We start from the raw sequence: 12639 nt of genomic DNA, 5'->3' as shown, positions 1-12639 counted from the left end.
CGATCGCAGCCCGCGGCCGCACTAGGTGAGGAGCGCTCCGCCAGGGGCAGCGCCGTTAGAGTTCGAACCAGAGACGGGGGTTGGCACCCGACTGAATTTTGAGGATTCGCATATCGGTCGCGTTCCAGCGCTTGATCTGGTCGAACCGGTTATCAAGAACCACATCGCCGCGGTCGGTGCGGACGACCAGCACCGCGTGGCCCTCGCCAGACCATGTGCGCGCCACGGCAATGCGCAGCGCAGCGGGAGCGAAGCCGGCACCGATGAGGCGCCGGCGCTTGGTCAGCGCATAGTCCTCGCAATCGCCGGCGGTGACATCGGCCTGCCAGCGGTCCAGGGAGACCTGGTCGTACTGGGGCGTGATCGCCCGGTTGACGGCACCATTGATCGATTTGAGTTGGGCCACCCGTTCTGGCGACATGACGATCGTATCCTCACCGTCGCTGGCCGTGCAGTCGTCCGCATTCGCAACGCAAAAGCGCACGAAGGCGAAGGGCGCCATGCTAGGTCGTCCCGTGCTTAGATAGGGGCTCTTGAGGCCGGGCGGCATCATGCGCTGGGCAGGGGCACCGAGCGCCATCGTCGCCATGGCAACCAGGGAGCAGGCCGCCAGAGTGAAGGTTTTTGTCATGCGCTTCATGAGGAGCCCCTGCCAAACACTTTGATCCAGTGCCTCGAGGTTTAGCAGCCCTTCATGGAGCCCCCTTTAAGTGGAACGCGACAAGTTTAACGATCGCCGAAAAACTCGCGCTTTCTGGCTGCTTGTCGTCCTGCTGAGGACGCTGAACCCAAGCGAGGTGCCCAGGATGCCCGCGCACGTTAGCGATGTTTTAGGAAATTCCTTCAGCTTGCTTGATAGGACACGGCAATCGTGGCAAAGCTCTTGTCTAAAGTCTTGGACCCTGTCTTCTGGAGATTGTGCATGAGTTCTCGCCGTTCGCTGGGGCAACTTCTCCTTTTGGGGAGTGTCATCGCAGGTTTCCATGGTTTCTCCGAAACTGCCCATGCGCAGTCTGCGCCTTCCGCAGTCAAGGGTGTTCCGGGCATCAGCTGCTATCTCCCGCCGCTCAAGCTCTCCGACGCGGATATTGTGAGTTTCCTCGGCCGTTCTTCCGAGGATCTGTCGAGTTTCCAGGGGGCGGGGCTGCCTCTGTCGACCCGCGTTCGTATGCTCGCCGCCTCGGACGTACGAACCTTGGCGCCTATTCTCGCCCATGTCCGCACCCTGAAGGGGTCTGCGGCGCCCGGCGCTGCCGTCACGGCACCGACCACAGGGGGCGCGCAGCCCAGCGCGGTGACGCCGCCGGCCAGCTCGACCACATCCCCCGAAGCCGCAGGCGCGGCCGCTCCTTCTCAACCAGCTGTCGCCCCGCCGGTTGCAGGGCAGGCTGCGACCCCGGCGCCGCCGGCCTACATGACGACGCTGCAGGTGGCCGCCATTACGGAAGGTCTGGCTGCGGCCTCGGTTTCCTGCTCGCGGGTGGGCAACGAGCTTGGAACGATCATCCAGGAAGAGGTGGTCAAGACGGGCGACGAGGCTTTCATGCAGGCTTTCGTCAAGGCGCTCGAAACTCAAAACGTTCAGCAGCTGGAAACGGCGGCGCTCGGCGCGGCCGGTGCCGCCTCTGCGTCTCCTGCTGCCGCGATCGGCAATGACGGCCAGGCAGGCAGCAATACCGGCGACTTCGGCGACGAATCCGTTCTGACCACCAGCGGTGAATTCTCCGTCAGCAACGGCGGCGCGCGATACTTTTCGACCGACGGATCGGGCGGGTCGACCGACAATCAGGTAAGCCCGACGCTTCCCTAAGCGAACATTGGACAACCGGGTCTGCGGCGCGCGCTATCAGACCGTTCGACTACGCTACGGGAGAAGATGCGCTTTTGTGACGAAAGCCTCGGTTCAGGCGGCCGTGCGCGGAAAATGATTTCGGATGTGCTCGAGATAATGCTGGCCGGGCGATCGTGCCGACACCAGCGCCTCGACGGCTTTTCGAGGAACGTTTCGGTAGAGCCGCTGCTGACCGTTGCGAAACTCGATCCACAGCTGTCCGCCTGACGCCAGGAAGGCAACCTTCTTGATTATTCGAGAATTGACGTCGAACGTTTCCATGGCTGCTCCTGACCGTTCCTTCCGCTCTATCAGGCCGCTTTGAAAAAGTGCTGAAAGAACAGAATGAAAATCGGGTTTACAGCTTGGCTTTGACGATGCCTGCGTGATCCAAAACCGACCGTGTCCGGCGCGCCTTCAGGCTGCACCATGAGGAGGGGAAGCCTCGGTTGCCAGACTGCCGGGTACTGGCGCGGCGTGCATTGCCGGTGCTGCCTTTCAAAAGGCAGTCTCTTTGCCTTCGAAGGCAGGCAGTTTTTCTTATCCTGCTCTCGCATGACCGATTCTGGAATCCGGTCCCGTTCTGCCGGCGCAGGCTCGACGCGATGACGGCGACGTCAGGGAGAGGCCGAGATGTCGCGGGAGCGCTTCGTCGTCGCGCTCGAAAAGCGAATGATCCGTCCCGGCGGAGTTATCGCCTGTCGTCTGCTGATGGGAGCGGGAACGTAACTCAAGCGCCGATGTCGTCACTGCCCATGGGCAAGTTCGGGGCCTGGGGGGCGATCGACCGACGCTCCTGCCGCCGCAGGCATGCGTGCTCCGGATCATCCTGCCGAATGCGGCAAGACCGGAGCCGGGCATGGCCCGGATCCGGTGTCGATGAGGGAAGCGTCCGGCGCCGCGATTGGCATGGCGCTAGGCAATGGAATCCGGCGGCGCCGCTATTGCCTGCCGAACTCGTCGACCAGGCGGATGATGTCATCTTCGCCCAGATAGGAGCCGGTCTGCACCTCGATCATCTCGAGGAGAATCTTGCCGGGGTTGGCGAGCCGATGAATTTCACCCTGCGGAATATAGACGCTCTCGTTTTCGCACAGGGTCGAAACCTCATCGCCGATCGTCACCTCGGCCGTGCCCTTGACGCAGATCCAATGCTCGGCGCGATGGTGATGCTTCTGCAGCGACAGCTTCTTGCCCGGCGATACGAAAAGCCGCTTCACTTGGAAACGATCTCCCGTGAGGATGGAAGTATATCCGCCCCATGGCCGGTAGGAGGTAGGGTGCGTCTGCGTCAGCGGGAACGTTGACTTGCCCGCCGCGAGCTGCTTCACCAGGTGACCGACGCTCTGGCTGTCGTCTAGCCGACCGACATAGACGGCGTCTTCGCTGGCGATCACGGCAACGCCGTCCAGACCCTGAACAGCCAGATGCCCGTGTCGTGACATGATCAGCGAGTTGGTGGTGTTCAAGGATGTGGCATTGCCGGAAAGCACGTTGCCGGCCTCGTCCTGCTCGCCGAGCTTCCAGACCGCATCCCAGCTTCCCATATCGGACCAGGTGAAGGTGGAGGGGACGACGGCGCCGTTTGCCGTGTTCTCCATCAGCGCGTAGTCCACCGAAATGTCCGGGCTCTTCGCGAAGGCCTCGGCATCGAGACGGAGGAAGTCGAGATCGCCGACAGCCCGTTCCACGGCTTCGACGGCCGCTTCGACCACCAGCGGCGCATGGCTGCGCATTTCGTCCAGCACCTGACGCGCCTGGAACATGAACAATCCCGAGTTCCAAACGTAGTTTCCGGCCGCAAGCATCGCTTCCGCTTTGTCCCGCGCCGGTTTTTCCACGAAGCGCCGGATCGCGTGGGCGCCGGTTTCAAGCTGCGATCCCACTTCGATATAGCCGTAGCCCGTGGCCGGTTCGCTCGGTGTAATGCCGAAGGTCACCAGCTTGCCACCAATCGCCGTATCGCGCGCGATGCGGATCGCATCGTCGTAACGCGCGTCGGATACGATCTCGTGGTCGGAGGCGAGGACCTGAAGGATGGAGTCGTCTCCCATCCGGTCTGCGACGAACGCAGCCGCCACGGCGACGGCCGGAGCCGTATTGCGCGCCATCGGCTCCAGGAGGATCGCCGAAAGCGATATGCCCATCTCGCGCGCCTGCTCCGCGGCGAGGAACCGGAAATCCTCATTGGTGATGACAACCGCAGGGGCATAGAGCGTCTCGTCAGAAACCCGCGCCAGGGTTGCCTGGAAGAGTGTCCGATCTCCAACGAACTGAATGAATTGTTTCGGCGCGTAGGCGCGCGAGAGCGGCCACAATCTCGTTCCCTTGCCGCCCGCCATGATCACGGGGATGATCTTTTTCGTCATACTCTGCTCTCCGATACGTCGCGCGCCCCATGATCTGCTTGGTCCGTAGGGGCTGTCGCGAGACGCGTGATTTGCGGTTTGTCTCTCGCTTAACGGTTCGCCGCCCAGTTCCGGATCAAGTCGAGGCCTTGTTCCAGAAGCGCTTTGGCGGCGTCCTCGTCGGCTGCTTCAACATAGCAGCGCATTTCCGGCGCGTTGCCTGATGGCCTGAGATGAATGATGCGCCCATCGGTCAGCGTCACCCGCAGACCATCGATGTCGCTTTGGCCGGAAACGGTGCCGAGCGGGGCGAGAAACGCTGCCAATGCCTCTGGTGAGCTACGCAGGCTGGCCATCAAGGCGGCGCTCGTTTCCACCGGAAAATTCTCTAGCCGATCCGCGGCTGCGGCGGGCAGAGCGAAGGAGGCAACAATGCTGGACAGAGGCGCTTGCCGATCCTTGCGCAGCTTCAGCATGGCCAGGACAGGAAGCAGGCTGTCGCGCGTCGGCAGCGGGGCGAACGCTCCCGTGGCGGCTGGAAAGGTGGAGGCGGTCAGCGTTCCGCCGTTCGCCTCGAAGCCCACGACGCCGACTGCCTTGTCCGCAAGGGCGGCTGCCATACCGGCAATGACGAAAGGAGAGCCGACTTTGGTGCGGATGACGCGGAAGGATCCAGCGGCTTCGATTCCGGAATTGGATGTAATAGGGGTGACGACGACATCGGCCTTCAGGAACTGGGCTGCGACGAGGCCGAGAAGATCACCGCGCACCGGCTCCCCTGTTTCGTCGGACAGGAGCGGCCTGTCGCCATCCCCATCGGCAGAGACGATCGCGTCCAGACCGTGCTCTTTGCTCCATCCCTTCAGCGCACGCACCGTGTCCGCTGAGACGGCTTCCGTATCAACGGGGATAAAGGTTTCGGATCGGCCGAGCTCAAGGACCTCGGCACCAGAGAAACGGAGCGTCTCGACGAGGAGATCCCGCGCCACTGTCGAATGCTGGTAGACACCGACCTTGAGCCCTTGCAGGGCCGAGGCGGGCAACAGCTCTGCATTTCGCGCGGAAAAAGCCGACATGACGTGGGACGCGAGATCGGGGGCCGTTCCCGGGCCGATGTCGAGAGCGGTGCCGCTCTTCTCGGCCGCTTCGATCTCCGCAGCGATGGCGGTGATCGCCGCCTCGTCGGCCTTGTCGATCTCTCCGTCGGGCCGATAGAACTTGATCCCGTTGCGGTCGGCAGGGATATGCGACCCGGTCACCATCAGGGACGCTGCCCCGGTTGAAATGCCGTGAAAGGCGAGGGCTGGCGTGGGGACCGCGCCACAATCGATGGGCGATAGGCCCGCACGTTCCAAGGCGCCGATGCAGACCGCTGCAATATCGGGGCTGGAAGGGCGCAGATCTCGACCAACGAGAATCTTGCCGCCCGGTTTCGTCAAGCCTTCCCGAAGCAAATGATGTGCGAAGGCCGTAGCGTAGAGGGCCGACACACGACCCTCAAGATCAGTTACTAGACCCCGCAGGCCGCTTGTTCCAAATTTCATGCGCTGTCCGATCACTTAGCTGGTTGTATGGTTCATGCTGCCTCCGAGGCACAGAAAGGCCGGAGCAACAGCGGAATGACGAAGGCTTTGTCCTTCCCTATCCGGAGAGTCGAAGGAAAGCCCAGAGAAGGTGTTCCAGAACGGCAAAGCTGGGCTTTAGGTCTCCGATTGAAGGGCTTGCTGATCCTAAATTCAGTACTATCTAAAATAAAGGGTTCTGTTTCTCGAGTCTTGGAAGCACATGCGCGATCGTTCACCCGGGACGTTTGAATGAGGCGATGGACCCATCGATACGGCAATGTGGTCCTGCAATAACGAGTCATGTCAGACGCTGCTCCACTGCTCGAAGGGGTTGGGTGGCAAAGAAGAGGATCAGCACCAGCAATCGTATGGCACTGCACCATATTCGATCAAGAGCCTTTCGCAAGTGCGAAGACGAGGGGTCTTGCACTCGTCCCCGTTCATGTCCTTGTCGATCAAGCTTCCCCGGCGATTTCCGAGAGTGAATGCTCAGGCCAGTGATGGGATCGGACTCTTCTGGCGAGGAGTGAATCTGAATGTCGAGTTATAAGAGCGTAGTCTCGTCTCAACAGGGAAAGGCAGATGTCCCTAATTAAGAGAGGTGTCCGTCTTCTGCTGGGTCTTCATTGACTTCTCCTAGGCGTTCCGGTACCCGGTGAGGGCTGAAGGATGATGGGACGGTGCGTGACAGCGGGGACAAGGCAGCCACGTTTGTCTCCGTCGAAATCAGCGATGCCATGATCAGTCATTTTCCCTACCTGTCTACGCTGCTGGACTGGGTAACAAAGGTCTGATTGAAAGAGGGCATTTGAAGCTTGGGCTCGTGCACTGATCTCGCAACGCAAGGCTCTTTCGCGCGAACAGACCCGCATACAGGGAGCGTTCATGCTTCGATCGCCAGCCATTGCAGAGGATGGCGCTTTCCAAGCCTACCAGTGACCCCCCAAACGCGCCAACCGGCGTATCGAAAATCCCGGTCGAGGTTGATCCATGCAAGTCCACAATCGTGATCTTGCCAACAGTCTGAAGATCGACCTCGATCAGGACGAGCAACAAGCGGAGCCGATCAGTTTCGATGCGCTCGGTGGCATGCTCAGACGGCAATGGCTGTTCATTGCCGGATGCGTGATGGTCGCGATGATCCTCGGCATGGCTTATACGGTTGTCGCCGTGCCTTATTTCACCTCGAAGGTGACGGTGCTGATCGACCGCGGGAACAGCCAGGTCGTCGAGCAGCTGTCTCTGGTCAGCGCGGTCACCAACAATGATGCCTATGTGCTCAGCCAGGTCGAACTGCTGAAGTCCGATACGATCGCGCTTGCCGTCGTCGACAAGTTGGATCTGTCAAGCAACCCGCAGTTCATGGCGAAGACCGGTTCGCTCGTATCGAGCGTGAAAGCGCAAGCCGGATCGATTCTGGAAGCGTTCGGGCTCTCGACGCCATCCGGCCCGACGCCGGCGTCCGCTGAAGCAAAACGGAGGGAGGCGGCCGCCCGGCTGAAAACGGGCATCACCGTTTCCCGCGTCGGCAGAACCTATGCGCTCGCGATCGAATACGTGTCGACGTCGCCAGTCCTTGCTTCGCAGATCGCAAATGCGCTGGGGGACGCCTACCTTTTCGACAAGCTGAACTCCAAGTACGATGCAACCCGGCGCGCAGGCTTCTGGCTTCAGGACCGCATTGGCGAACTGCGACAGAAGTCGCTGGAAACAGACCTCGCTCTTCAGAGATTCAAAGCTGCCAACGGCCTCGTCGCGGCGGGCAAGACCTTGGTTTCCGATCAACAGCTGTCGGAGTTTGCGAGCGGGCTGGTCTTGGCGCAGGCCGAGACGGCCCGCGCGCGGGCGCGCCTCGAGCAGATCGAGAAGATCGTCTCGTCGGGCCAATCTGACGCCATCGTCAGCGATGTGTTGAAGAGCTCGATCTCCGAAGATCTTCGCCGGAAGTATCTGGCCGCTTCCAAGCTCCAGACCGAGATTGCTGCAAAGCTCGGACCGCAGCATGTTGCGGCTGTCCGCGTCCGCTCCGAAATGGAGGAGTATAAGCGACTGATGTTCGAGGAGGTCTCGCGGATCGCCGAAAGCTACCGCAGCGACCTCAGCGTGGCGGAAGCCAGGGAGAAGGAAATCCAGGACAAGGTCGCCGCGGCAACGCAGGTAACGGCGGTGGCAGGCGAGACCATGGTCCAGATGCGCGAACTGGAGCGCGAAGCCGAGACCTATCGCGATCTCTACCAAACCTTCCTCCAGCGTCACCAGGAAGCGGTGCAGCAGCAATCTTTCCCGGTCACCGAGGCGCGCATCATCACCAAGGCAGTGCCGGTCTGGCTGCCGACGTCGCCGCGCAAGTCCCTCACGCTAGCCTTGTCGATCGTTCTCGGCCTAGCAGCCGGCAGCGCGATCGGCGCCTTCCGAGAGTTCCGTGATCGCTTCTTCCGCACCGGTGACCATGTTCGATCTGCGCTGGAACTGGAATATCTTGGCATCGGTCCCTTGATCGAGGAGACAGGCCGGACCCGCGCCGAACCGCAATCCACCCATCCTCACCAAATACACAAGACATCCGCCATCACGAATTATGTCGTCGATCATCCGCTCTCGGCCTTCGCCGAGACGCTCCGCAGCGCCAAGATCGCCATCGATCTGACCATCCCCGGCAAGGAGTGCAAGATCATCGGCGTGGTTTCCGGCTTGCCGGGCGAGGGCAAGTCGACGGTATCGATCAACTTCGCCGAACTGCTGGCAAGTCAGGGTGTCAGGACCGTGCTGGTCGATGCCGATTTCCGCAATCCCGGCGCAACGCGGGCCCTCGCGGCGCATGCCGAAAGCGGGATCCTGGAAGCGCTGATCGAAGGCAGGAATGTGCGCAGTCTGTTGATGCGCAATCTCAAGACAAAGCTATCCTTCCTGCCTCTGGTTTCCAAACATCGAGTGGCGCATTCGTCGGAACTGCTGTCGTCGCCGGTCATGCGCAATCTGCTGGCGGAACTCAGCAAGGACTTCGACTATATCGTCCTTGATCTCCCGCCGCTCGGGCCGGTGGTGGACGCCCGTGCTATCGCGCACCGCATCGATGGATTCATCATGGTTGTGGAATGGGGCAAAATCACCCGCCGCGCCGCCCGACAGATCCTCGATGGCGAGCCGCAGATTTTCGAAAAATGCATCGGCGTGATCCTGAACAAGGTGGATCAGAAAAAGATGAAGCTTTACCAGACCCATGGATCGACCGAGTATTACGGTGCGAGGTTCGCCCAATACTACCATGAGAACGACTCGCTGTGAGCTGGGCGAGGCGTTCACCTCGGTGCTCTGCATTGATGGTGGATCGTATTCGCGCTGCGGCGCTCCTTTAGCGATCGCCCTCTAAACGTCATGGCGCAGCCCGACACAAAAGGGTGGTCTCGATGATGGCGCTCTGATGAGAGTCCCGGCTGGCGACTAAGCAAACAGGGCGCTGTAGGCTTTCGCGGCCGTCTTCCACGAGAACTGGGCGGCATTCACTTTGCCGAGCGCGCGCAGACGGGCGGCGGCAGTCTCATCTGTGAGAATGGCTTCGATCGCTCGGGCCGCATCGTCGGCATTGCGCGGATCGAAGGTGATTGCCCCTTTTCCCGCGATCTCGGGCGTTGCCGATAGGTTGGAACAGACGACAGGGCAATCTCTTTCCTGAGCCTCTAGCACAGGAAGGCAAAAGCCTTCATAGAGTGACGGGATGACCAAAGCGCGGGCATGGCGATACAGGGCACCGAGCTGAACGTCGTCGATTCCCTGAAGCCTGATCACGCGCTCCTTGACCGTGGGGTCTTGGATCGCTGTCCTGATCTCCTCGTCATCATCCTTCCCCACATGGACGAGACACAGGTCCGGGTGGCGCTTGCTCAGTTTGGCGAACGCATCCGCCAGAACCGCGAAGTTCTTGTTCCATGTAGCGTTTCCAACGGCGAGCAGATAGTGCCCATCCACCGGAGGCTGGCCCGTCTCTTCCGATGGAGTAACATCCAGGGTGCTTGCGGAATGGATCGTCGTGGCTTTCCCTGCAGTCGAGGGGTACCACTTCGCGAGGTCGCGCTGCGTGGCCTCGGAAACCGAAACGACATGATGCGAGCCAGACAGGACCATCTGGAAGATGACGTTGATGGTGAAAACGGCGCGACGGCCGATCTGCTCGGGTATCGTCTTGAAATAGAGGTCGTGGACGATGGTCACACGCCGTTTCGAGCCAGTCGGCGTTCCAAACGGGTCGGCATTGAGGATGGCATCGATGCCCAACCTGCGGCACAGGCGCGGCATCGTCAGAGCCTGTCGGAAGACATCGAAGATGATAAAGCCCGGTCTAGGGGTCACTTCGAGCGCGAGGCGCGAATTGCGCAGGGCCGCGGGCAATTGCTCCCGTGTCCAGGGCGAACGAAGCACGTAATCATGAGATGTCTGTTCGAGGAGTTGCTCCAGCAGGCAGAAGGTGACGCGCGCCACGCCGGATGGACGGCCGCCAAACTGGCTTGGCATATTGACCAAAATTCGCATGAATGACGCCTTGTCCCTATGACCGCGCTTCTTGTTCCTATGACCGTGCTGCCGAATGGAGCACCCGCGCCATCGATGTCCTTGTCTCCTCAAGCGAGAACCGCCGGGAGACATCCAGACGACCTGCGTCCGCCAGACGTGCAGCGCGCAAGGGGTCTGCCAGCACATCTCGGATGACTTCGACCAAGGCCGCCGGATCCTCCGGTGGGACCAGCCATCCGGTTTCACCCCGACGGACAATCTCACTGACGCCGCCGCCTTCCGTTGCGATCACCGGTCGTCCGGCCATCATGCCCTCGACCACGACACGGCCGAACGGCTCGGGAACGGTGGAGCTGTGCACGACGATATCGGTTGCCGCGATCAGGTCCGGCACGTCCGTTCGGAAGCCGAGAAAGCGAACCCGGTTCTCGAGGTCGAGCTCGGCGGCGAGGCTACGGATCGACTGTGCATAGGCATCCTCGCCGAACATTGCTGCGCCGACGATCACCGCCTGGACATCCGGGCATTTGGCAAGCGCCTGGAGAAGGACATGCTGTCCCTTCCACGGGCTCAGGCGACCAAACAGTCCGATGATCGGTCGATCGTCGAGACCCAATTCCGCCCGTAAGGCCTTCCCCCGAGCGGCCTGATGCGGTTTCGCGGCTGCCGGATCGAAGCCGTTATAGACGATATCGACCTTTTCCGCTTGGCCGCCGGCTCTGATGAAGGCATCGGCACTTGCTTGCGAGTTGACGGCGACCCGCGTAGCAAAATGCCGCGCGAAGTATAAAGCCGCGCGACGGTTGACCGAACTGAACGCCGGATCGGTGATGATGTCGTGCAGGAACCAGACCATTGGACGCCGCGATAGCTTCGAAGCCAGGCTGCAGACGAACAAGGCCTTTTGAGAGTTGGCGCAGATCACGTCGAAGCTGCGCGCCTGCCGCGCCAACTGGCGGGCCACAGCAAACACGTCTGCGGCGCCCGCCGCCAGGGTCGGCAGAGAGGATTCGCGGCGAATGGCCAGCATTCGGGCGCCGGCCTGCAGAACGATCGGAGGGCGTCCGGATGCGGTGAGGCGGTCGGCTGCGGCTCCCTGTCCAAGGAAGCAGGCTCTCCACTCCGGCGGACCGCCCTCAAGAAGATCAACAAGGAACAGTTCTGCCCCGCCAATCTTGGCGGTGTGACTGACGAACAGTGCGGATGTCATGTGGCGCTGACCTGTGCCCCGATTGCCTTGGTCGCGATCGCACCTTCGAAAATTCCCAACGTTTTCTTGGACACAATGTCATGCGTCATGTTTTCGTTGACATGGGCCAGCGCCGCCTTCGACAGACGCGCGGCGAGCTCCTTGTCCTCGATCAGCCGGAGCAACTGCTGGGCCAGGGAGTCCGCATCTCCCGGCGTCGCCAAAAGCGCGGTCTTGTCGCCGATCGACACGTCGGTAACGCCGGTTTGCAGGTTCGACGCCACCACCGGCGCGCCGCAGATCATCGCCTCCAACTGGGAGATGCCGAAAGCTTCAGTGATCTCGGTCGAGGGGAAGGCGAAAACATCGAGAGAGGCCAGCAACCGCAGTTTTTCGCGATGGCTGAGGCGGCCGAGGAAATGAACCCTGTCCGCAATTCCCAGTGCCTCGGCGCGCGCCTGCGCTTCGGCCCTGTAGGGACCGTCGCCGCCGATATATCCGTGAACACCATCGAGTTGGGCAAGCGCCTCCATCAAGACCGTCAATCCCTTGTACCGCGCATGGCGCCCCACGAAGCCAACCACCGGCGCCGTGCCGCTCAACCCCTCCCGCCAGGCGGCAGCCTCTTGTCTGAGGTCGGCATCGATCTGGTAATCCTGAGGGGTGATGGCCAGCGGCACAACGACATAATTGGCGTCGTGCGGAAGATCCTTGGAGATGGTCAGATTCTTGCGGGAGGTGACAATCGTCGTTACCGCACTGCGGATCAGGTGCCGCAGGAACGGCAAGGAGATCATGCGCAAGAGCTTGCGGCCGAAAATGTCCATATGGTGGGTGACCACCACCGGCGTCTTCGGCGACAGCAGGCTTCTCAACAGTAACTGGACGTTGGCGAGCGGGTTGGGCGAGTGAAAATGAATCATGTCGTAATCGCCGAACCGGATGCCGGAGAAGAGGCGCAGGCAGATCGGTTGTCCCTTGAACTGCCACTGGACATGGCGTCGCACGACGCGCACACCGTTGAGCGTCTCGACCTTGTTTCCCGGCTCATGATTGCTGGCAACCACGGTCACGTCATGGAACCGCGCTGCATATTCCGCCACGAACTTGACGCTTTCCTCGATGCCGCCGCTGAACGGGTAGTAATATTTGCTTACAACGAGGATCTTCGCCATGTGCGCCCCATAAGAGAACTCT

Annotated in this window: 9 protein-coding genes; 2 read left to right on the top strand and 7 right to left on the bottom strand. The window is 61.1% G+C overall.

Annotated features, from left to right (window positions below):
- Positions 1–55: 55 nt before the first annotated feature.
- Positions 56–640 carry a transglutaminase-like cysteine peptidase gene (locus tag U8330_RS12050; RefSeq protein WP_323105518.1) on the bottom strand — a complete coding sequence of 195 codons (585 nt, stop codon included), beginning with the start codon at positions 638–640 and terminating at the stop codon, positions 56–58.
- Positions 641–871: 231 nt separating this feature from the next.
- Between U8330_RS12050 and U8330_RS12045 the strand changes: the two genes are divergently transcribed.
- Entirely contained in the window at positions 872–1810 is a 939-nt protein-coding gene (locus U8330_RS12045) for a hypothetical protein (protein WP_323105517.1), read from the top strand.
- Between the two features lie 93 nt (positions 1811–1903).
- Here U8330_RS12045 and U8330_RS12040 read toward each other — a convergent pair whose 3' ends face one another.
- From U8330_RS12040 to U8330_RS12030, 3 genes are all read right to left on the bottom strand, one after another.
- Positions 1904–2113, bottom strand: a complete 210-nt coding sequence (locus tag U8330_RS12040; RefSeq protein WP_323105516.1) for a KTSC domain-containing protein — start codon at positions 2111–2113, stop codon at positions 1904–1906.
- 659 nt (positions 2114–2772) lie between these two features.
- Positions 2773–4200, bottom strand: coding sequence for a mannose-1-phosphate guanylyltransferase/mannose-6-phosphate isomerase (locus tag U8330_RS12035; protein ID WP_323105515.1), 1428 nt, complete (start codon positions 4198–4200; stop codon positions 2773–2775).
- 89 nt (positions 4201–4289) lie between these two features.
- Positions 4290–5723 (bottom strand): phosphomannomutase, encoded by a 1434-nt coding sequence (locus tag U8330_RS12030; protein WP_323107270.1) that lies wholly within the window; start codon positions 5721–5723, stop codon positions 4290–4292.
- A gap of 1011 nt (positions 5724–6734) precedes the next feature.
- Between U8330_RS12030 and U8330_RS12025 the strand changes: the two genes are divergently transcribed.
- Positions 6735–9029: a polysaccharide biosynthesis tyrosine autokinase gene (locus U8330_RS12025; RefSeq protein WP_323105513.1), complete on the top strand. Its 2295-nt coding sequence runs from the start codon at positions 6735–6737 to the stop codon at positions 9027–9029.
- A 156-nt stretch (positions 9030–9185) separates the two neighbouring features.
- On the opposite strand, the gene U8330_RS12020 is transcribed toward U8330_RS12025, so the two are convergent.
- The 3 genes from U8330_RS12020 to U8330_RS12010 are packed head-to-tail and all read right to left on the bottom strand — an operon-like array spanning position 9186 to position 12617.
- Positions 9186–10271, bottom strand: a complete 1086-nt coding sequence (locus tag U8330_RS12020) for a glycosyltransferase family 1 protein (protein ID WP_323105512.1) — start codon at positions 10269–10271, stop codon at positions 9186–9188.
- Positions 10272–10308: 37 nt separating this feature from the next.
- A complete protein-coding gene (locus U8330_RS12015) occupies positions 10309–11463 on the bottom strand; it encodes a glycosyltransferase family 4 protein (protein WP_323105511.1) in 1155 nt (384 codons plus the stop codon).
- Positions 11460–12617: a glycosyltransferase gene (locus tag U8330_RS12010; protein ID WP_323105510.1), complete on the bottom strand. Its 1158-nt coding sequence runs from the start codon at positions 12615–12617 to the stop codon at positions 11460–11462. The genes U8330_RS12015 and U8330_RS12010 overlap by 4 nt, the downstream gene beginning before the upstream one ends.
- Positions 12618–12639 lie beyond the last annotated feature (22 nt).

This window comes from Rhizobium sp. CC-YZS058 (assembly GCF_034720595.1).
GTDB lineage: Bacteria > Pseudomonadota > Alphaproteobacteria > Rhizobiales > Rhizobiaceae > Ferranicluibacter.
The sequence above is the reverse complement of the archived record's forward strand: the minus strand, read 5'-3'. Positions and strand labels throughout refer to the sequence as shown.

Coding starts and splice junctions, on each gene's coding strand:
- U8330_RS12025 (WP_323105513.1), top strand. CDS start 6,735: ATGCAAGTCCACAATCGTGATCTTGCCAACAGTCTGAAGATCGACCTC.
- U8330_RS12035 (WP_323105515.1), bottom strand. CDS start 4,200: ATGACGAAAAAGATCATCCCCGTGATCATGGCGGGCGGCAAGGGAACG.
- U8330_RS12030 (WP_323107270.1), bottom strand. CDS start 5,723: ATGAAATTTGGAACAAGCGGCCTGCGGGGTCTAGTAACTGATCTTGAG.
- U8330_RS12020 (WP_323105512.1), bottom strand. CDS start 10,271: ATGCGAATTTTGGTCAATATGCCAAGCCAGTTTGGCGGCCGTCCATCC.
- U8330_RS12015 (WP_323105511.1), bottom strand. CDS start 11,463: ATGACATCCGCACTGTTCGTCAGTCACACCGCCAAGATTGGCGGGGCA.
- U8330_RS12010 (WP_323105510.1), bottom strand. CDS start 12,617: ATGGCGAAGATCCTCGTTGTAAGCAAATATTACTACCCGTTCAGCGGC.
- U8330_RS12050 (WP_323105518.1), bottom strand. CDS start 640: ATGAAGCGCATGACAAAAACCTTCACTCTGGCGGCCTGCTCCCTGGTT.
- U8330_RS12040 (WP_323105516.1), bottom strand. CDS start 2,113: ATGGAAACGTTCGACGTCAATTCTCGAATAATCAAGAAGGTTGCCTTC.